The organism is Mesorhizobium cantuariense, assembly GCF_042647205.1.
Classification (GTDB): Bacteria; Pseudomonadota; Alphaproteobacteria; order Rhizobiales; family Rhizobiaceae; genus Mesorhizobium; species Mesorhizobium cantuariense.
The window spans coordinates 6,320,993-6,340,505 of the sequence record NZ_JBHRVD010000001.1; the positions used below are offsets into that span (position 1 = coordinate 6,320,993).

Annotated in this window: 14 protein-coding genes and 2 pseudogenes; 2 read left to right on the forward strand and 14 right to left on the reverse strand. The window is 60.8% G+C overall.

Translation table 11 applies throughout. The features are described from left to right. Positions 1 to 26: 26 nt before the first annotated feature. Positions 27 to 1,490, reverse strand: coding sequence for a hypothetical protein (locus tag ACFOJ9_RS30910; protein ID WP_378984720.1), 1,464 nt, complete (start codon positions 1,488 to 1,490; stop codon positions 27 to 29). A 179-nt stretch (positions 1,491 to 1,669) separates the two neighbouring features. Here ACFOJ9_RS30910 and ACFOJ9_RS30915 point away from each other — a divergent pair, with 179 nt between their 5' ends. Continuing rightward, on the forward strand, positions 1,670 to 3,055 hold the full coding sequence (locus tag ACFOJ9_RS30915; protein WP_378984722.1) for a DNA cytosine methyltransferase: 1,386 nt from the start codon (positions 1,670 to 1,672) through the stop codon (positions 3,053 to 3,055). A gap of 260 nt (positions 3,056 to 3,315) precedes the next feature. Here ACFOJ9_RS30915 and ACFOJ9_RS30920 read toward each other — a convergent pair whose 3' ends face one another. The 4 genes from ACFOJ9_RS30920 to ACFOJ9_RS30935 form a co-directional block, all read right to left on the reverse strand. Then, positions 3,316 to 4,080: a metallophosphoesterase gene (locus ACFOJ9_RS30920; RefSeq protein ID WP_378984724.1), complete on the reverse strand. Its 765-nt coding sequence runs from the start codon at positions 4,078 to 4,080 to the stop codon at positions 3,316 to 3,318. Between the two features lie 26 nt (positions 4,081 to 4,106). Further along, positions 4,107 to 6,182 (reverse strand): AAA family ATPase, encoded by a 2,076-nt coding sequence (locus ACFOJ9_RS30925; protein ID WP_378984726.1) that lies wholly within the window; start codon positions 6,180 to 6,182, stop codon positions 4,107 to 4,109. Between the two features lie 12 nt (positions 6,183 to 6,194). Further along, complete coding sequence (locus ACFOJ9_RS30930; protein WP_378984728.1) at positions 6,195 to 7,139, reverse strand: metallophosphoesterase; 945 nt, start codon at positions 7,137 to 7,139, stop codon at positions 6,195 to 6,197. A gap of 162 nt (positions 7,140 to 7,301) precedes the next feature. Next, positions 7,302 to 7,694, reverse strand: coding sequence for a DUF6634 family protein (locus tag ACFOJ9_RS30935; protein ID WP_378984730.1), 393 nt, complete (start codon positions 7,692 to 7,694; stop codon positions 7,302 to 7,304). A 169-nt stretch (positions 7,695 to 7,863) separates the two neighbouring features. Between ACFOJ9_RS30935 and ACFOJ9_RS30940 the strand changes: the two genes are divergently transcribed. After that, positions 7,864 to 8,118 (forward strand): helix-turn-helix domain-containing protein, encoded by a 255-nt coding sequence (locus ACFOJ9_RS30940; protein ID WP_378984732.1) that lies wholly within the window; start codon positions 7,864 to 7,866, stop codon positions 8,116 to 8,118. Positions 8,119 to 9,137: 1,019 nt separating this feature from the next. On the opposite strand, the pseudogene ACFOJ9_RS30945 reads toward ACFOJ9_RS30940, so the two are convergent. From ACFOJ9_RS30945 to livM, 9 genes and pseudogenes are all read right to left on the reverse strand, one after another. After that, a pseudogene (locus tag ACFOJ9_RS30945) lies at positions 9,138 to 9,266 on the reverse strand (IS630 family transposase); the annotation flags it as partial. Between the two features lie 229 nt (positions 9,267 to 9,495). Beyond that, positions 9,496 to 9,756 carry a DUF2312 domain-containing protein gene (locus tag ACFOJ9_RS30950; RefSeq protein ID WP_378984734.1) on the reverse strand — a complete coding sequence of 87 codons (261 nt, stop codon included), beginning with the start codon at positions 9,754 to 9,756 and terminating at the stop codon, positions 9,496 to 9,498. Positions 9,757 to 9,834: 78 nt separating this feature from the next. Continuing rightward, on the reverse strand, positions 9,835 to 10,011 hold the full coding sequence (locus tag ACFOJ9_RS30955) for a GapR family DNA-binding domain-containing protein (RefSeq protein WP_378984736.1): 177 nt from the start codon (positions 10,009 to 10,011) through the stop codon (positions 9,835 to 9,837). Between the two features lie 160 nt (positions 10,012 to 10,171). After that, entirely contained in the window at positions 10,172 to 13,630 is a 3,459-nt protein-coding gene (gene pyc, locus ACFOJ9_RS30960) for a pyruvate carboxylase (RefSeq protein WP_378984738.1), read from the reverse strand. A 299-nt stretch (positions 13,631 to 13,929) separates the two neighbouring features. After that, positions 13,930 to 15,048 carry a branched-chain amino acid ABC transporter substrate-binding protein gene (locus ACFOJ9_RS30965; protein WP_378984740.1) on the reverse strand — a complete coding sequence of 373 codons (1,119 nt, stop codon included), beginning with the start codon at positions 15,046 to 15,048 and terminating at the stop codon, positions 13,930 to 13,932. A gap of 137 nt (positions 15,049 to 15,185) precedes the next feature. Then, positions 15,186 to 15,533: a DUF6867 family protein gene (locus tag ACFOJ9_RS30970; protein ID WP_378984742.1), complete on the reverse strand. Its 348-nt coding sequence runs from the start codon at positions 15,531 to 15,533 to the stop codon at positions 15,186 to 15,188. A 111-nt stretch (positions 15,534 to 15,644) separates the two neighbouring features. Continuing rightward, positions 15,645 to 16,373 carry an ABC transporter ATP-binding protein gene (locus ACFOJ9_RS30975; RefSeq protein WP_378984744.1) on the reverse strand — a complete coding sequence of 243 codons (729 nt, stop codon included), beginning with the start codon at positions 16,371 to 16,373 and terminating at the stop codon, positions 15,645 to 15,647. After that, a complete protein-coding gene (locus ACFOJ9_RS30980; protein ID WP_378984746.1) occupies positions 16,373 to 17,932 on the reverse strand; it encodes an ATP-binding cassette domain-containing protein in 1,560 nt (519 codons plus the stop codon). The genes ACFOJ9_RS30975 and ACFOJ9_RS30980 overlap by 1 nt, the downstream gene beginning before the upstream one ends. After that, positions 17,932 to 19,434: pseudogene (gene livM / locus ACFOJ9_RS30985) on the reverse strand (high-affinity branched-chain amino acid ABC transporter permease LivM); the annotation flags it as partial. The pseudogene livM and the gene ACFOJ9_RS30980, both read right to left, overlap by 1 nt. Positions 19,435 to 19,513: the final 79 nt, after the last annotated feature.

A 19,513-nucleotide genomic window follows, 5' to 3' on the forward strand; every position in this document is an offset into this window, starting at 1 on the left:
TATTGTCGATAGTGAAATCTTCGCTGTCAGACCCGCTCTGCGGTCCGTTTGCTGACCTTATTCATCGCGTCGTAAATGTCCGCTGCGTGCTTTCCATAGTCCCGCTGGCTATTGATGCTGATGTGTCTGAGCATCAGCTGGACAATGTCTTCCTCCAGCTCGAGAATATTTCGCGCGTACCATTTGTAGTAGTGGCGCATTCCGTGCAGAGAGGCTCCGGAGGTGTTCGGTTCGATGCCTGCCCGTCTGCATGCACGCGCAAACGCTTTCTCCACGTTCGACATCTGCAGTGGCTCTCCCAGAAACTCGCGGTTCACGGCGTTCACGAAGAGATAGGGGTGCGAGTTCTTCGAGGTGGCGAGATCGACGTGGAACTCGCGGATCTCGTCAAGCAATCCAGCAAACTGCGTTGCGCGCTTCCGGCAGTTCCACGTGCCGTGAGAGACCAACCATTCGGAATTGAACGTCATCATGCCTTTCCAGCCGACCCTCTTCCGCTTTCCCTCACAATCGGGGCGCGGTTTGAGCCCATATTTCGAGGCGAGGTATTCGGACCGGGTTTGGATCGCGCGCCGTGAGTCGAAATGGCCGACATATTTGGACTTCCGAGGATCGGCGAAGATCGCGACGGGACCAACAAGGTCCGTGCGAAAGAACTTTCTTGCGTCGGATGGGTTCAAGAAGTCGCACACCCACATGTTCAGCGGTTCCGATATGCGGGGACCAACGAAGGCCAGGAAAATCCAAAGCGCCTTCAGCATAAAGTTCTTTTCGAGATCGATGATGGCATCGACCTCTTCAGACGAGAGTGTTGTGTCGTTGCCGTTCTTTGGGACGTTTGCGCTGGCCGCGATTCGTCGCAAAGCGGAAGGCGGAGCCGGGACCATGTCGTCTCCAAGCATGATGTTCCAACGTTCCCGATCCGCCTCGAGATGGGCCAGGAAATCGTCGGGCGCGGATGCGCGCTTCATCGTCACCCAAACTTTGGACGACGACTTGAAGGCAGCACCCATGATCGATGCCTTGCCCGTGAAATCGCCGCAAAATCTAGCGAATTCCAGAAGGTCCCTGAATTCGGTTTGAACCCAATCAAATCGGACGGGCTTCCAGTGCGTGAACCGCCGTCGGGACGGGTCGAGCGGGTTTTCCGCCCTCGCCCGGAGATACGCCCAGACTATATTGTCAATGATGACCTCTAGTTTTTGTTCGCCGACCGTCAACTGGGCGAACTCGTGGAGCCTTCCCACGGTGTTGAGCTTGCGGCGAATATCCGCCGTAGGGATGTACCCGTCGATTAGATTTCTCACCCATCCCAGCGTCTCGTCCGGGATGGCCACCTGGCCGCTCGCGAACCGGATTGCCAGAACGGGATGCAGCACCCTGTCTGGCCTCGTACGAGCCTTGTCGGCATGAACGTCCCGATAGACGGAGACCGGCACGTCGAAAACAAAGTATCCGGGCTCTTCTTCGCCGACTTCGGACTCGTCCATGGCCCCTCGCCCAACTGATGGTCAGGTCGGGAGGGTTACGATGCCGGGGCTTAAGGAACCACCGGCACACGTCGTAAACGAGCCCTTTCCGACACCGCCTGTCAAATGACACACGACGTCACATTCTTTTAACTCTCCGACGCCAAACGACCCTTCGAGAATGCGGGGTGGAAATTTTGATGCTTTTGGAGACCGTTGGGCTCGATCTCGGGAGTTCGCCAACAGAGCAGGCCAAGCTGGAAATTGGAAAAGGCCCGCCACTGAGAGTTGTGGAACTGTACGCCGGGGCTGGGGGCATGTCCCTGGGATTGCAGAGGGCCGGCTTCGAGGTGGTCAGGGCCTATGACCACATGCAGAGCGCGGTCGACATATATAACCGGAACGTAGGTTATCACGCCGTCGTGGCCGACCTGGGCAACGTCGCTTCGATCGCACCGGAGATTGCGAAGCTGAAACCGGACATGATCGCCGGAGGGCCGCCCTGCCAAGATTTCTCTCCGGCGGGTGCTAGGATCGAGGGCGAACGCGCTAACCACACCAGGACCTTCGCGCTATATGTCTGCTCGACCGCCCCCGAATGGTTCATGATGGAGAACGTTCAGCGAGCGCGCAATTCCGCAGCCTGGGCAGATGCTCGCGACATGCTGAAGAACGCGGGATACGGCCTGACCCAGTTGGTCGTGAACGCGGCTTTATACGGCGTGCCGCAGAAGCGGAAGCGCCTGATCGTCGTGGGACGTCTCGGCGAGAGGGACGGCTTTCTGTTAGCTTCAATCCAGCAGGCCGCCACGCCAGAACCGATGCCGCTCAGGGCGGTGTTCGGCAACCTTTTCGGCGACCACGTCTACAGCCACCCTCGCGCTCTGGACCGACGCGGCGTTTGGTCGGTCGACGAACCGAGCCCTACGATACGGAATGCCAGGAGGCCGCAGCCCGCGACCTATGCGCCTCATCGGAACGATTCTAATTACAGTGAGGTGAGCGGACTATATTTCCGACCGTTTCACGACGCGCGCGGCGTCTACACGTTAGATGAGCCAGCTCCGTCCATCGTCCGGACCTCTCGGGAGCGGCCGCGTTCCAGCTATATTGACAACCCCCATCCTGACGATCCGACTCCTGCAGCTACGGCTTACATACTCACCCAGAATGATACGTCCCGCATCCAAGGGTTTCCCGCAGATTGGGACTGGAGCGGCTGCCTTAGCCGAGATGTGGACCAGATGATAGCGAACGCTGTCCCAGCACCTATGGCCGCAATGCTTGGAAAGGAAATCCTGCGAAGGGAGCGCGGCGAAAGCCAACCCGACGTTCCAGGAAACTTCGGGCAATGGCTGACCAAAGAGAAAAGGATGCCTTCCCAAATGGTCGCGAATGCAAAATGGAGGGTGAAACGAGCCCGCCAGCTTCTCGGCGGTCGGGACCTTCGGTGCCTGGGCGCGGAAGCCTATGCGCTAGAGACGGCGTTCGAGCGGGAAGGCCTGGCGAAAGCGAAGAGGTCGGAAATCCGGCGTGCGCTGAGGCAGTTCCGGGAGTGGCAGGAACACCTGCAGGCGGGTATCTGATAGGACGGTTCTCCGCGCCGTAGCCATCCGCATCGATCGTTTTGGTGATGCCTTCAACAAAATTCACCAACGGCTGGAGACAGCCGCCTCTCCCGATTTGCGAGCCACTGGACGGCCCGAAAGGTGGCCCACCTAGTTTTTGCGTGCCGTGGAGTCGACATGGATGGCAGTCTCCGTTTCGAAAACCAAGTATGCCGAGCGCTCCGTCGACCCCATATCCGTGCTGTCCGACAACCGGGTGATGCACCCGGTTGTATAGTCTATCTTTCCAGCGATAGAACGAGACCCGGATCAAACGCCTCGTTCTCGCTATCATATCCTCGTGGATTGCAGACGACGCGCGTACTTCCCAGAGCGTAGTCACAACTGTCATGGGTATGTCCATGGACCCAGAGCGCAGGACGTCCTTCCTCGATCACGTTGGACAGGTCGCTCGCATAAGCGGCATTCAACCAATCACTTTCGAACCGCGGAGGAATGGATCGCGCGTGTGGCAAGTGGTGCGTTACGACGACGGTCTTGATTGGATCGGCCTTCAGCGCGGCATCAATGAACTGACGCGAATTCTGGTGCATCCGGTATGCCGTCTGGGGTAGGAAACGTTGCCAAGGATCTTGCTGCTTCCCGATCAGTCGATGGTCATTCATGTGTTCGCGCGCGTAGACCATGGCGAGTTCCGGATGCCCTTGGATTCGGTAATCGGTCCATAACGTGGCGCCGAGGAAGCGGATGCCGTCGATGAGGACGAAATCGTCTTCTAAAAGATGGACGTTCGGGAATCCTGCGGCGGCACTGCGGCCGTCCTCCAATCCTTCCCGGATCGACCCTCGATAAAATTCATGGTTGCCGACGACATAGACACAGGGCATCGCATGAGCAATGTTTTCGGCCAACCAGTGAACTCCGTTGGCCGGCGCTCGGCAGAGATCGCCAGCGACCACGCAGATGTCGGCATCCGGAATCGCGAGGGGCCGTGGCAACTCCGCAAATTCGAGGTGGAGATCGGAAAACGTCCAGATTTTCATAGGACTCAACGCCTTGGTTCATTCACTCAGGGAGTTTTGCTAACGAGTTGCGAGACCTCGTCGGCAGACAAGTAGCCTGACCGGTCGAGCGCGTCCGTAACTGCATCCAGAGCCGTCCTGTGCTTCGTTAGTAGCTCCACAGCGTCCGCCATCGCACGCTCCAGACGCGTCTTTACAGCGATGAACAGTCCCGGAACCGTGGTAAGAGGGTCATGCGCACCATCGGGCAGAAACACGGGGCCGTATTCGCCAAAGCCGAAGCTGAGTTCGATTTTTTTTGCCAGTTCCGTCGCATGGGAAAGATCTGAACCTGGCGCGCCACCCGCACCTGCGGACGGACTGCCAAGCACGAGCTCTTCGGAGGCGCGACCTGCCATCAGCATGACCATGATGTCCTCGCAGTGCTTCGGGCTTGTGCTGCCGTCGACCTTGACGATTTGGGTCAGCCCGTCGCGATCGCCAATCGAGACGCCGATGACCTCCATGCATCCGAGCAAAGTGGCAGCAACTGCGTGGCCGGCTTCGTGCACGGCAAGGCGCCGCCGCTCTTCGAGCGACGGAGGCTCCCTATTCGAGCGGACCTCCGCCAAAAGGTCTTTGAGCTGAAGCGGGCGGCGGCCGCGTCTTGCAGCACCTCGCGCCCTGCGCACATATGCTTCTACGTCGGCTCCGGTGGCACCCCGCGCCGCTAAGGCGATTGGCATCATGTTAGCCTCTGGCAACTGGTTGCCGAGGTGATGTCGAAAGATCCCGGCGAGCGCCTTCACGTCCGGCCTTGCGATCGCAATCTCACGGTCCAGCCGTCCCGCCCTTTTTACGGCAGCGTCGATGACCTCGGGCAGGTTGGTGGCGCCAATGACCACGACGCCTGGCCGCTCCTCGATGCCCTGCAGCAGCTCCAGGAACAAGTTGACGATCTGGGACCAGTACTCGACATAGTCCCCGCTCAAGCGCGATCGGTCGGAAATGCCATCGAGCTCATCAATGAACAGGATGCAGGGTGCCAGCTGGCGCGCTCGCGCGAAAACGTCCTTGATCGCCTGTAGCGTGCCCGAGAGGTAGTTCGCCGCATTCCAGTCAGCGACGCTGGTCGCGACGAGCGGCACGCGTGCCGACTTTGCGAGCGCCCGAGCATAGCTCGTCTTGCCGACGCCGGGAGGACCGGACAGCAGCAGCCCGCGGTGGTCCACCTCGTCCCAGCTGATGCGGCCCGCTTTATAGTCCGCGAAATCGGCGACCAGCTCGAGGCCCCAGTCCTTTGCTGCTCCGTAGCCGTCGAGGTCCTCGAGCGCCGCTCCGTCTGAATGGAACTCTCCCTTACCCGCGACGAGATCTTCGAGCCTTACGATGCAATCATCCGGGCTGCGGTCCGGCCTCAGCGCAAGCACCAGATCGGCGATGTCGAGCAGGCGGATGGCAGCTGGATCGATCGATCGCCCCGGACGCTTACCCGTGACTGCCTCAATGACGAGCAACAGGGCACTCTGATCGATTTCCGGCAGGACCAGATGGAACTCCGCCGAGCGCATCAGATCGCGCGGCAACTGCCGCCTTGGATCTGGCGCAACGCCAATGATCGTCGAGCGCGCATGCATCGCGTCAGCGACCGAGTCGTTGCCGGAATCGGGCTTATGGCTCTTTTCGGTTCCGTCCCTGGCGACAATCAATGCTTCGTCCCGTCCCGGTCTCGATTGGCGGACGCTGGTCACAACGGAGCGCTCGTCCGGGAGGGCGCAAGCCTCAATCACCTTACGGACCGGTGCGACACGGTCAGGCGTATGGGTTGCGATAGTGACGATCGGCGCGCCTCGCCGCAAAATCCGCGTCAGCCCGGGCTCGGTCTCGACGGCGCGGGCCGTCAGCACTGCCACGGCGGCGAGGTCAGGGCGAACTGACACGCGTTCATTCGCTGGCGTGTCCATCAAGTCATCGAGAAGGATTTCGACGGGATCGGAGGGGTCTCCTGACCCAGCGCGCAGCATTGGCTTCGAGTTTACGCCCACCTCGCGGGCGAGGATATCAAGATAGGCCCGTGCCAAGAGATCAGTCTTGATGACGTTCGATTTCTTGGCGACAGCAGTCTTCGGTTTGGAACCGGGCATCGCGTTCTCCGATCACGGGCATTGTTGAACAGCAGGCGGCACAGCGCGGCCGTCTCCGGCGAAATCACTGCGAGCATCCCAAGCGGCAGGAAATTCGACCTGCGGGTTCGGCGCTCCGCGTCTTGACAACAAGTCATCCGTGTCGATCACGAGGTCCCACTGAAAGCCGTTGTCGCGCTCGCTGGCGACCCTGATATACCCCATCGGATTACAGACGATCCGCGTCCGGCCGACCCTGACGTCGCTTGGATTATGCGTGTGACCGCAAATCCAGAGCGCGGGAGCCGCATCCGAATTCAGGATTCCCTCGAATGCTTCCTTCGCACAGGCAAACAGAAAATTGGTTTCCCGGCCGACGTAAGCCGAAGGAGTACAATTCGGATGGGGCAGATTATGCGTGACGACGACCGTTTTGCCTTCGAAAGGGATCGCCAACTCGCGTTCGATGAAGCCGCGCGTCAACCAGTGAAAACCGAGCATGACCTGCGGCATCAGCAACTCGCCGTTGCCCAGCCAGATTCTCGAAAAGTCCACCAATTGCGTCAGTGCCGATTGCATCCGCCGCCGGAGGCCGGCATCGTTCACTAAATCCATCTCGAAATCGGTCCACAGTGTGCCGCCGACAAACCGCACGCCGCCGAGTTCCACGATGTCGTCATCAAGAACGTAAAGCCGACGCCGCCAGGAACGCGATGCCTCGGCCACCTCCTTCATCAGAAGATGGTTGGAAGGCTTCGTTCGCGGCCGGACTGCACGATTGCTGTAGAACTCGTGATTGCCAGGCACGAAAACCATCGGCAGACCGTACCGCTCGATAAGCCATCGCGCGTAATCGCCGAGTTCATCGGCAAGGCAGAGGTCACCTGCGCAGACGATGACGTCGGCATCAGGTGCCTTATCCACAAAGGTAGGGTTCTGCATCTCGAGATGGAGGTCAGACCAGATCCAGAGTTTCATGTCAGCCCCCAAACGCCCTGCCATCTCGAGCGGCACCGTGCAGCGCAAAGGCTTGAATCCTTGATCCGCAGGATTCCCGCTCGCCACGAGCACTCGCTGTGGGCGAGCCAGGCAACTAAGGGACGCGAGACTGTGCTCCCCTCCTGGGACGGGCATGCCATCTCAGTTGTCTTTCGACATGTCGCGGAAAGGATTCCCGAGGCGGTACCATCGGGACATTGATCGAGCTAGCCGCAGTTCTTCGGAGAAAAGCCAGATATCAGAGGTCATGATCGGCCGCCCGCAACCGGGCAGAAGCGGGTGCCCGGTGGAGAAGCCGACTAGGCAAGGCCCGGGGCGGACAGCCTGTCGCCAGTCCTCCAGAAGCGGAGCGTCTGACAACGTCTTCTCGCTAAACAGGCGGCGGCAGTCGAACGGCGAGGCCACCAACCAGAGGTCGACGACGAGCTTCTCTAACCTTTCGATTTCTCGCCTGATGCCGTCGTAGTCCACATCGCCATTCTTGCTTCCAAAATAGTACACGGTTGGCTCTCCTATCCTGCTTTCCAGCGCCATCAGACCTGCAAGTCCTGGGGAACGAAGGATTCGATCCGGGATCCTGTCGATTCGCAGTGCACACGCGCAATGTCACTTTTTGTGCATGATTCGCCCGCGTTAGTCCATCACTATGTCACTCCACGCGCCAATTGTTGACAAAGCAAAACGGGGGCGGACTTGCTGCTATATGGATTCAATTTCTGACACTCTGCGGGCGTTGCGTGCAGCGCGGGCGCTACTGAACCTCAGCCAGGAGCAAGTCGCCGAGCGCGCAGGCGTGAGCCGCAGGACGGTCGTTCGTATCGAGTCAGGCGGAAAAGGAATCGCACTTGACGCGGTAGAAAAACTTCGGCTCGCATTCGAGAAAGAAGGTGTGGAGTTTCTTCCATCAACTCCGGAGCGCGGTCCAGGTGTCGCGCTACGTAGGCAGAACCTGTTGTAGCTATGGACAGCCTGGCGCTTGGCTGACCAAGGCCAAGACGTTGTGATCGACACTGAAGGCAGGCGAAACTGATGACGCTCAAGCTTCGAACGAAGCGTCCCATCGAGATACCTTGCGCCAACAAAATCCCAGGTTCTCATCGGTCATAAGGATCGTCACGCGGGGAATGCTTCTATGTAAGAGCAACAGCAGCGACTGCCAAAACACGACCGGATTTTGCTAGGAGCCATGCTTTCGAGTGAGGAACGGGTTCTTATAAAACTCTGCGGAACTTCATCAGCCGAAGCGGACATCACCTCAAAGCGTTAGAGGATCCCGATGTGGTGGCCGAGTACGAAGACCTCCTCTTCCGTACGGCAGGAGCCTTCGATTATGAGCGCCTCAACGGGGTAGCCCATACAAGATGGACTACCCTCGCAATCAGCGGTTCCTCAGCACTTGGTTGAAATTGCTTCCCCAGCACATAGAAGCCATTGAGCACGAGAAGGCAAAGGCCAAGGAGTAAGCGAATGCCTAGCCGTAGCAACCATAATCCTCTCCGATTGCATCGAGGACCATCGTCGCGAAAGATTGAAAGGGTGCTGTCACTGGGCGCTGCAGGCCGCTCATGCACCTGTCGCATTCGCACACGATGCCGACGACGTGCACCGAGCCGTCGGCTCGTTTTACATAGTGACAAGCATCTATCCTGACGGTCCGTTGAGGGAAGCGTCTTCGGTCGGACAGTCGCAGCCGGTCAATGCAGCGGCCGCCGCGCTTTGCAACGCAGGGCAAAAGGCGAGAAACAGCGGGACGACACTTGCTACGGCCAGCCATCTGCAGTTCGGGTGCAGTTGTCGTCTGACCTACATTGCCTGAGATGCAGCAGCCGAGCGCGTCAGCGTCCATCATACGCTATCGAGCCCTTCCGCCCCATGACCTGAGACCCATCTTTGCTCCAGTTCAATGGAGAGTCCGGGGTTTCATCCCACCATCACCCTTCACTGTAATCGCCCCTGATCCTTCGAGGGACCCCGAGGTCCGCGCACGGCCAACTCCTCCTTTAGCCGATGCAGCGTTAGATCCACGATGAAGGTCCGAGGCGGTTCCGGAACTCACTTGCTTGCCATTTTGCTAAGCGCCACCGACCCGGTGGAACGGTAACGTTGCCTCCTATTCACCTCGAGGATACAGCAACGCTAGAGCGAGATGTCGCCACACACGGCAGCTCTCGTCGACACCACCGCCTCAACATCAAGTTCGCGAAGATCGGTCCTAGGGCTTGCGCCTTCAGATGCTGGCCTCTTCAACCAGCACCTTGAACTGCAACCCAGCAGCTGTGGGCATCCCACACCACGCAGAATGGCGCGACAAAATCGCTCCACAGGTGAGTGGAACTTAAACCATGCCGAGCGCGGCTTTGTACAGATCGAGGATCGCTTCCTCTTCCTGCCGCTCGGCCTGATCCTTCTTGCGGAGCCGGATGAGCTGCCTGATGGCGGCCACGTCGAAACCCGTCCCCTTCGCTTCCCCGTAAACTTCCTTAATGTCGTCGGAGATGGTCTTTTTTTCTTCTTCGAGTCGCTCGATGCGCTCGATGATGGCGCGCAGTTGTCCGGCGGCTACGGTCTGGCTGGTTTCGGCGATTTCGTCTGCCATGTCGGTGAACCTTCTATGATCGTCGGCGTGTCGTCTAGCTCGACGAACTGTCGCCTGCTTAAGTGATTGATTTCGTTTCTAGGCGACAAGCTTTAGGGGGGACTGGAAACCGGTGCCCTTGGCCTCGGCGAACACTTCCTTGATGTCGTCGGAAATGGTCTTCTTCTCTTCCTCGAGCCGCTCTATGCGCTCGATGAAGGCACGCAGCTGGCCGGCGGCAACAGTCTGGCTGGTATCGGTGATATCGTCGGCCATGTTTTTCTCCACATCGTTACTGCGCCGCGACTCGGGAACTGCTGCGGCAAATTTGAGCCGGTTCGATGCCCGACCAGCGGCGGCGGGTCAAGCCGTTATCGATGCGGCATGAAAGGCTGCCGCCAGGTGCGGACAGACTGGGCTCGACAGTCGCCTTTTCTCACCCGAATGCGATCAGCAAATCCTTGGCATCGATCTGGTCGCCGGCCTTGACCAGCACCTCGGCGACCGTGCCGTCGCGCTCGGCATGCAGCGCCGTCTCCATCTTCATCGCTTCGATGGAAAGCAGCACGTCACCGGCCTTGACCGCCTGGCCGGCGGCAACCGAAAGCGCCGAGACGACGCCCGGCATCGGCGCGCCGACATGCGCCTCGTTGCCGGGCTCGGCCTTGCGGCGAGCCTTGGCGGCGGATGCGCCATGCGCCCTGTCGGGCACCTTCACACGGCGCGGCTGGCCGTTGAGTTCGAAGAACACGGTGACCATGCCCTTTTCGTCGACATCGCCGATGGCAAGGCATCGGACCACCAGCGTCTTGCCCTTCTCGATGTCGACGAAGATCTCGTCTTCCGGCTTCATCCCGTAGAAATAGGTCGGCGTCGGCAAGACGCTGACCGGACCGTAGGTCTCCTGCGCGCCGGCGAAATCGGTAAACACCTTCGGATACATCAGCCACGAGGCGAATTCAAACTCCGAGAGCTTGCGCTCGAGTTTGTCCTCGATCTCCTTGCGGCTGGCCTTGAGGTTGGCTGCCTTGAGCAGCGAACCTGGCCGCACCGTGATCGGCTTGTCGCCCTTCAGCGCCTTCTTCTGCAGCGCCGCCGGCCAGCCGCCGGGCGATTGGCCGAGATCGCCGCGCAGCATCGAGACGACCGAGTCCGGGAAGGCTATATCCTTGTCCGGATTCTCGACATCGGCGACGGTCAGATCCTGGCTGACCATCATCAATGCCATGTCGCCGACGACCTTGGACGACGGCGTCACCTTGACGATGTCGCCGAACATCAGATTGACGTCGTGATAGGTCTGCGCCACTTCGTGCCAGCGCGTCTCCAGCCCGAGCGAGCGCGCCTGTTCCTTGAGGTTGGTGAACTGTCCGCCCGGCATCTCGTGCAGATAGACCTCCGACGCCGGCCCTTTCAGATCGCTTTCGAAGGCGGCGTACTGGTTGCGCACCGCCTCCCAGTAGAAGGAGATGTTGCGGATCCATTGCGGGTCGAGGCCGGGGTCGCGCTCGGTGCCCTTCAGCGCCTCGACAATGGAGCCGAGACATGGCTGCGAGGTGTTGCCCGACAGCGAATCCATCGCCGCGTCGATGGCATCGACGCCGCTGTCCACCGCCGCCAGCACCGTCGCCGCCGACAGGCCTGACGTGTCATGGGTGTGGAAATGGATCGGCAGGTCGGTCGCTTCGCGCAGCGCCTTGAACAACACGCGTGCAGCCGCCGGCTTCAGCAGGCCGGCCATGTCCTTGACGGCGATAATGTGGGCGCCGGCCGCCTGCAATTCCCTGGCCAGGCCGACATAGTATTTGAGGTCGTATTTCGCCCGCGCCGGATCGAGGATATCGCCGGTGTAGCAGATCGCCGCTTCGATCAGCTTGCCCTCGGCGCCGACCGCATCCATGGCGACGCGCATGTTCTCGACCCAGTTCAGGCAGTCGAAGACGCGGAACAGGTCGATGCCGCCGCTTGCTGCCTGCTTGACGAAATGCTGCACGACATTGTCGGGGTAGTTGGTGTAGCCAACGCCGTTGGCGCCACGCAGCAGCATCTGCAGCAGCAGATTGGGCGCTGCCTCGCGCACCAGCGACAGCCGCTCCCATGGATCTTCGGTGAGGAAGCGCATGGCGACGTCGAAGGTGGCGCCGCCCCAGCATTCGAGCGACAGAAGCTGCGGTAATGCACGCGCATAGGTGCCGGCGATGCCGGCAATGTCATGCGTGCGCATGCGCGTCGCCAGCAGCGACTGATGGCCGTCGCGCATCGTCGTGTCGGTGACCAGCACCTCCTTCTGGTCGCGCATCCAGGCGGCAAATTTCTCCGGGCCGAGCACGTCGAGCTTCTGCTTGCTGCCGCCGGGCACATTGCCGTTGAGGTAGGGCACTACCGGCGCCGCGGCGTCAGCCTTCGGCTGGGGCCGGCCGCGCGTCTCGGGATGACCGTTGACCGAAACGTCGGCAAGATAGTTGATGAGCTTGGTCGCGCGGTCCTGGCGCTTGACCTGCTGGAACAGCTCCGGCGTCGTGTCGATGAACTTGGTCGTGTAGGAATTGTCGGCGAAGCTCGGGTGGTTGATGATCGCTTCGAGGAAGGTCAAATTGGTGGCGACGCCGCGGATGCGGAATTCGCGCAGCGCCCGGTTCATGCGGGCAATGGTCTCGGCCGGCGTCGGCGCCCACGCCGTCACCTTCTCCAGCAGCGGATCGTAGAAGCGGGTGATGACCGCGCCGGAATAGGCGGTACCGCCGTCGAGGCGGATGCCGAAACCTGTCGCGCCGCGATAGGCGGTGATGCGGCCGTAGTCCGGGATGAAATTGTGCTCGGGATCTTCCGTGGTGATGCGGCACTGCAGCGCATGGCCGTTCAGCCTTATGTCCTTTTGTGCCGGCACGCCCGATTCCGGCGTGCCGATGGCAAAGCCGTCGAGGATATGGATCTGCGCCTTGACGATGTCGATGCCGGTCACCTGCTCGGTGACGGTGTGCTCGACCTGGATGCGCGGATTGACCTCGATGAAGTAGAATTTGCCGGTATCGGCGTCCTGCAGGAACTCGACCGTGCCGGCGCCGATATAGCTGGTCTCGCGGGCGATCTTCAGCGCATGGCCGCAGAGCTCCTCGCGCTGCGACATTTCAAGGTACGGCGCCGGCGCCCGCTCGACGACCTTCTGGTTACGGCGCTGGATCGAGCAGTCGCGCTCGAACAAATGCACGGCATTGCCATGTGTGTCGCCCAGCACCTGCACCTCGACATGGCGGGCGCGCTCGATCAGCTTTTCGAGATAGACCTCGTCCTTGCCGAAGGCGGCTTTCGCCTCGCGCTTGCCTTCCGTGACTTCACGGGCAAGGTCGGCTTCGGCACGGATGGCGCGCATGCCGCGGCCGCCACCGCCCCATGATGCCTTCAGCATCACCGGATAGCCGATCTGCTTGGCCAGTTTCTTGACCGCGTCCATGTCGTCCGGCAACGGATCGGTGGCGGGAATCACCGGCACGCCGACTTCGATGGCGAGATTGCGCGCCGCGACCTTGTTGCCGAGCCGGCGCATCGTGTCCGGCTTCGGCCCGATGAAGGTAATGCCGGCCTCGGCACAGGCATCGGCGAATTCAGGGCTTTCCGACAAGAGGCCGTAGCCGGGATGAATGGCATCGGCGCCTGAAAGCCTGGCGACGCGGATCACCTCCTCGATCGACAGGTAGCTTTCGATCGGTCCCATGTCCCTGGTCAAATGCGGCCCACGTCCGACCTGGTAGCTCTCGTCGGCCTTGAAGCGATGCAGGGAGTATTTGTCTTCCTCGGCCCAGATCGCCACGGTTTTGAGGCCGAGTTCGTTGGCCGCGCGAAAGACGCGAATGGCGATTTCGGACCGATTGGCGACGAGGATCTTCGTGATGGCCAAGGACTGGGCTCCAGCAACGGAAGGAAGAGAAATCGGCGCAATGATTAGCGTGAAAATGCTGCAGTGCAAACAAAATTGACGCACGTTTAAACCGATTGAAATGGAATCTTTACGTCAGAGACGGTCGCATCCACTTGAACGCGCAAGGAAAGTGCTGGCATCGCCGGTACGCACGATCATTTCCCGGCTAAAACGCCTAAGTGTATCGGTGGCCGGCCCTCTGAAAGTGAAGGCGGCTTAAAAAGAAAAATGCCCGGCGCGAGGCGCCGGGCATCCGTAAAGTCTGGAGACTGACGAGCTTACATCTTCTGGATGTAGGTGTACTTGCCGTCGTCGCCCTTCTTCCATTCGTACATGACGTAGCCGGGCAGCGTCGGGTCGCCCTTGGCGTCATAGGACAGGTCGCCGAGCACGGTCTTGAACGGGCCGTTTTCATGCAGCGCCTTGGCAACTGCCTGCGGGTCGTTCGACTTGGCAGCGGTCGCTGCTTCCACGATCGCCTGCACGGCAGCGTAAGCGTAGAGCGTATAGGCTTCCGGCTCGAAGCCCTGCGCGCGGAACTTCTCGACGAGTTCCTTGTTGGCGGGGATCAGGCGCGGATCTGGGCCGAACGTGTTGAGCGTGCCCGCAACCGCGTCGCCCGCGATCGAAGCCAGCTCGTTCGACACGATGCCATCGCCGGAAACCAGCGTCGCCTTGAGGCCCTGGTCGGCCGCCTGACGGATGATCAGGCCGGCTTCGGTGTGCAGGCCGCCCCAATAGATGATGGAAACGCCGGCTTCCTTCATCTTGGCGATCAGCGCCGAGAAGTCCTTGTCGCCGACATTAATGCCTTCATACATGACTTCCGTCACGCCCTTGGCGTTCATCGCCTTCTTGGTTTCGTCGGCAAGGCCCTGGCCGTAGGTGGTCTTGTCGTGAACGACTGCGATCTTGGCGTCCTTGAAGTTCGCGGCGAGATACGCGCCGGCAATGATACCCTGCTGGTCATCGCGTCCGCAGGTGCGGAACACGTTCCACAGGCCGCGCTCGGTGAACTTCGGGTTGGTGGCGGCCGGGGTGATCTCGACGATGCCGTTTTCCGCATAGACTTCCGATGCCGGGATCGAGACGCCCGAGTTGAAGTGGCCGACCACGAACTTGACGCCGTCGCCGACGAACTTGTTGGCGACCGAGATGCCCTGCTTCGGATCGGAGACGTCGTCGCCGACTTCGAGCTTGATCTGCTCGCCGTTGACGCCGCCCTTGGCATTGATGTCGGCGACAGCCGCTTCCGCACCCTTCTGAAGCTGTGCGCCGAAGGCGGCGTTCGGACCGGTGATCGGGCCGGCGACGCCGACCAGGACGTCAGCCCACGCGGCACCGCCGAACGCGACAAGCGCGGTCAGGGCGACGGCGGACAAAAGTGACTTTTTCATTTAAACGCTCCCATTAACGGAGTGGGCGTGGATGAAGCTTTCATGCGATGCCCACCCTTATCGCAGAAAGCATAGTTTGCCGATTTTCAGGCACTTGTCACGCCGATTCAATTCCGAGGCGGCGTTAATGATGAACGTCAACCTTTCGGTTTCCAGCTCAAGATTGAAGCTCTTTCGTAGAGCCAATTATATTGTGTCACCATCTGGTTGGTGCGCGTGTATTGATAGCCGACGAAGCCGAGGATCATCAGCACGAGGGTGTCGACGATGTAGTAGTGCAGCGAGAACATCGTCCCGCCGAACAGCGCGTGATGGATGAAGCGGATGCCGATGCCGAGGCCCAGCATATAGGCGAACAGATGGATGAAGCTGCGCCATGTCTGGGCGCTGGCCTTGCCCGTCATCCACGCCGCCCAGCCGCCGAGCAGACAGGTGACGAAGAAAAACTGCCAGATCGACGGCTCCTCGTAGAGAATGCCCTGCATGGTGAAGTCTCCTTAGCACGATCCCGAAAAGTTGCAGACTTTTCGGACAAAGATCATGCGACAACAAACAACTTGGAGCGGAATACCGCATGCACACATTCCGCTCCAAACTCAGTGATGTCCGCCTTCGAGATAGGCGGCGCGCACTTCCGGATTGGCGAGCAGTTCCTTGCCGGTGCCGCTCATCGTCACATTGCCGTTGACCATGACATAGCCGCGCGTGGCGAGCTTGAGCGCACCGAAGGCGTTCTGCTCTACCAGGAACACGGTCAACCCCTGCGTACGGTTCAATTCGCGGATGGCGTCAAAGATCTGCTTGACGATCAGCGGCGCGAGACCCAGCGATGGCTCGTCGAGCAAAAGCAGCTTCGGCCGCGCCATCAGCGCACGTCCGATCGACAACATCTGCTGCTCGCCGCCCGACAGCGTGCCGCCGCGCTGGGCGATGCGCTCCTTCAGCCGCGGAAACAGCGTGAACACCTTCTCGACGTCCTCGTCATAGTGCTTGAGGTTGTCGAGGCTGGCGCCCATTTGCAGGTTTTCCATCACCGTCATGCGCGGGAAGATGCGTCGGCCTTCGGGCGACTGGGCGATGCGCATGCGCGCGATCTCATGCGTCGGCATCTGGGTGATGTCGGTGCCGGCAAAGGTGATGGTGCCGGCCCGAGCCCGAGGCGCGCCAAAGATGGTCATCATCAGCGTCGACTTGCCGGCGCCGTTGGCGCCGATCAGCGCCACGATCTCACCTTCTTTCACCGAGACGTCGACGCCGTTAAGCGCCCGGATGTTGCCGTAATAGGTCTGCACGCCCTTGATATCGAGCAGCGTTGTCGCGGCCATCACTTGCCCCCTCCACGCTTGCCCGCCACAGGCTTGGCAGCGGTCTTACTCTTTCCGGAAGCATGGCTGGTCGCCACCTTGCCCGCATCGACACGGCGCGAGAATTTCGTGTCCTTGCCCTGGCCGAGCAGCTTGGCCTGCTTGACCCACTCCTCGCGCGCAATGCGTCCGTCAAAGGCGAGATAGGCTTCGGCGGCGTCGACGTCGGCCTTTTTCCAGGCGCCGATCTGGTCGAAGTGGAAGATGCCGTGATCGTTGAGCTTCTTCTCGTTGACCGTACCGATGCCCTTGATGCGGGTCAGGTTGTCGGCCTTGCCGCCGCGAGGCGCCGCCAACCGGTTGGAGATTCCCCCGGCCTTCGCTGCCGGAGCCTTGGCTGCCGGGGTGGAAGTCGCGGTCGACTTCACCGCCGTCCCGGTGGCCGCCTTTGATGCGGCTTTCGGAGCAGGCTTTGCCTTCGCCGCCGGAGCCGGGGTCGCCGCCGGTACCGCAGCCAGCGTGGCCGCCTTGTTTGCCGCCGCGAGCGACCTTGCATCGACCTGGCCGGCCTTCGAGGCGCCCTTGGCCACCGTGACCCGCTCGCCCGAACTGTGGCCGACCGTGTCGGTTACCGGCCCGGCGAGATACGACGACGATGTTCCCGGGCCGTGCGCGGCATCCGGCCCTGTATCGAGCTGTTCGATGACGTCTTCGTCGCCGACTTCGGTGAGGACCGACTCCACTTCCTCGTCGTCGACGCCGAGATACGCGGCTATGACGCGCGGATCGGTGCGCACCGATTGCGGACTGCCGTCCGAGATCTTGCGACCATATTCCAGCACCACGACATGGTCGGATATCTGCATGACCACCGACATGTCATGTTCGATCAACAGGATCGAGGTGCCCGTGGTGCTCTTGATGTCGATCAGCAGTTCGTTGAGCGCCGCCGATTCCTTAGGATTGAGACCGGCCGCCGGCTCGTCCAGGCACAGAAGCTCCGGACCCGTGCACATGGCGCGGGCGATCTCGAGGCGGCGCTGCGCACCATAGGGCAGGTCGCCAGCCGGATCGTCGGCACGGTCGACAAGATCGGCCTTCTCCAGCCAGTGCTTGGCAAGCTCGACCGATTCGGCCGAGGCCTTGCGGTAGCTGCTGAAGCCGAACAGGCCAAGGATCGTATAGCCCGATGCCTTCATCAGCTTGTTGTGCTGCGCAACCAAAAGGTTCTCCAGGAGCGTCATGCCCGAGAACAGGCGGATGTTCTGGAAGGTGCGCGCCACTTTGGCGCGCGCCGGGATCTCATGGTTGGGCAGACGTTCGAGCAAATAGGTCGAGCCGTCGTTGCGGTTGAGCGTGATCATGCCTTCCGACGGCTTGTAGAAGCCGGTAATACAGTTGAACACGGTGGTCTTGCCGGCACCGTTGGGTCCGATCAGCGCGGTGATCTCGCCGCGCCTGGCGGTGAAGGACAGGTCGCCGATGGCGACCAGGCCGCCGAACTTCATCGACAGGTGGTCGACCTGCAGGATGGCGTCGTTCATGCCCGGATTGGTCCCCTGAATCGTGCTCGCATTCATCAGCCGTGTCCTTCCTTAGTGAAGGAGCCAGAGACAGCTCTTCGCACCTTGAGGAAGGCGGTTGGTTCGCGACTGCCGACGAAGCCGCGCGGCTTCCACAGCATGACGATGACCATGGCCATGCCGAACAGCAGCATGCGGTAGAGTTCCGGGGTGAAGTCTGGCCCGAAGATCTGCTTGAGGAAGTCGAGTTCACGCAGCGCCTCGGTGCCACCGATCATCACCATTGCGGCAACCGCTATGCCGACCAGCGAGCCCATGCCGCCGAGCACGACGATGGCGAGGATAATGGCCGATTCCAGGAAGACGAAGGATTCCGGGCTGACGAAGCCTTGCCGCGCGGCGAAGAAGGAGCCGGCGAAGCCACCGAACATGGCGCCTGTGGCGAAAGCCGTGAGCTTGGTTGTCGTCGTGTTGATGCCCAGAGACCGGCAGGCGATCTCGTCCTCGCGCAGCGCTTCCCATGCGCGGCCGACCGGCAGGCGCCGCAGCCGGATGGTGACGAAGGCGGTGAGCAAGCACAGGCCCAGGATCAGGTAATAGAGGAAAATCTTGTAATACGCGCCCGACTGGGCGATGCCCAACACCTTGGCGATGTAGTTCGGGTCTGACACGTTGAACGACATCAAGCCGAAGAAGCTGACCTTGGGAATGCCGGAGATACCGGCCGACCCGTTGGTGACCTCGCGCCAGTTGATCAGCACCAGGCGGATGATCTCGCCGAAAGCCAGCGTGACGATCGCCAGATAGTCGCCGCGCAGGCGCAGCACCGGGAAGCCGAGCAGCACACCCCAGAAGGCGGCCATGGCACCCGCTGCCGGCAGTAGGATCCAGAACGACAGGCCGTATTGGGTGCCGAGCAACGCATACGCATAGGCGCCAATTGCATAAAAGGCGACGTAGCCGAGATCGAGCAGGCCGGCGAGGCCGACGACGATGTTCAGGCCCCAGGCCAGCATCACATAGATCAGGATCTGGATGCCGAAATTGTCGACCCATTTCAGCGAACCCTGCAGCCCGCCGGTTATGGACCAGGCGTTCAGCGACAGCATCGCGACCACGAGGATCGGGTACAGCACCAGCGCGGCAATGCCGAGTTTGGTGAAGTTGGCATGGATGAACGCCCTGAAATAATAGATCACGCAAGCCAGCACATAGATGATCGCCAGGGCGCGCAGGAATTGCAGATAGCCGGCCGGCTCAGCTCCCACCCATCCGGCGAGAGAGTTGTTGAACACGAGCAGTAGCACCGCGGCGATGATGGCCACGATGAAGGCCGGCAACTGGAAGAAGCGTGACGCCACGCTGGCCGGCAGCAGGCCGGTGGCGACGTCGGTGATCTTCTGGTTGGCCAGAAAGGGCTGGCCATAAGCGACATAAAGAAACCGCCCGACAGCCGTGGCGATCACCACGGCGGCAAGCAGGCCCCAGCGCGTCGTCAGGACCAGTTCATTGGAAATATTCTGACCCGTCTTCAGGCCGATGAACAGCACGAACAGGCCGAACGATATGGCGCCGGCATAAAGTGCCTCGCGCGTGGCGCGCTGCACGGGGGTGGCGACGCTGTCGCGCTCCGGAGAT

What these genes read in the sequence shown, in the direction of transcription:
- ACFOJ9_RS30925 (WP_378984726.1), bottom strand. Translation starts at nt 6,182, where the DNA reads ATGCCCGGTTCCAAACCGAAGACTGCTGTCGCCAAGAAATCGAACGTC.
- ACFOJ9_RS30955 (WP_378984736.1), bottom strand. Translation starts at nt 10,011, where the DNA reads ATGGCCGACGATATCACCGATACCAGCCAGACTGTTGCCGCCGGCCAG.
- ACFOJ9_RS30920 (WP_378984724.1), bottom strand. Translation starts at nt 4,080, where the DNA reads ATGAAAATCTGGACGTTTTCCGATCTCCACCTCGAATTTGCGGAGTTG.
- ACFOJ9_RS30970 (WP_378984742.1), bottom strand. Translation starts at nt 15,533, where the DNA reads ATGCAGGGCATTCTCTACGAGGAGCCGTCGATCTGGCAGTTTTTCTTC.
- ACFOJ9_RS30940 (WP_378984732.1), top strand. Translation starts at nt 7,864, where the DNA reads ATGGATTCAATTTCTGACACTCTGCGGGCGTTGCGTGCAGCGCGGGCG.
- ACFOJ9_RS30980 (WP_378984746.1), bottom strand. Translation starts at nt 17,932, where the DNA reads ATGAATGCGAGCACGATTCAGGGGACCAATCCGGGCATGAACGACGCC.
- ACFOJ9_RS30930 (WP_378984728.1), bottom strand. Translation starts at nt 7,139, where the DNA reads ATGAAACTCTGGATCTGGTCTGACCTCCATCTCGAGATGCAGAACCCT.
- ACFOJ9_RS30950 (WP_378984734.1), bottom strand. Translation starts at nt 9,756, where the DNA reads ATGGCAGACGAAATCGCCGAAACCAGCCAGACCGTAGCCGCCGGACAA.
- ACFOJ9_RS30935 (WP_378984730.1), bottom strand. Translation starts at nt 7,694, where the DNA reads ATGGCGCTGGAAAGCAGGATAGGAGAGCCAACCGTGTACTATTTTGGA.
- ACFOJ9_RS30965 (WP_378984740.1), bottom strand. Translation starts at nt 15,048, where the DNA reads ATGAAAAAGTCACTTTTGTCCGCCGTCGCCCTGACCGCGCTTGTCGCG.
- ACFOJ9_RS30975 (WP_378984744.1), bottom strand. Translation starts at nt 16,373, where the DNA reads ATGGCCGCGACAACGCTGCTCGATATCAAGGGCGTGCAGACCTATTAC.
- ACFOJ9_RS30910 (WP_378984720.1), bottom strand. Translation starts at nt 1,490, where the DNA reads ATGGACGAGTCCGAAGTCGGCGAAGAAGAGCCCGGATACTTTGTTTTC.
- ACFOJ9_RS30915 (WP_378984722.1), top strand. Translation starts at nt 1,670, where the DNA reads ATGCTTTTGGAGACCGTTGGGCTCGATCTCGGGAGTTCGCCAACAGAG.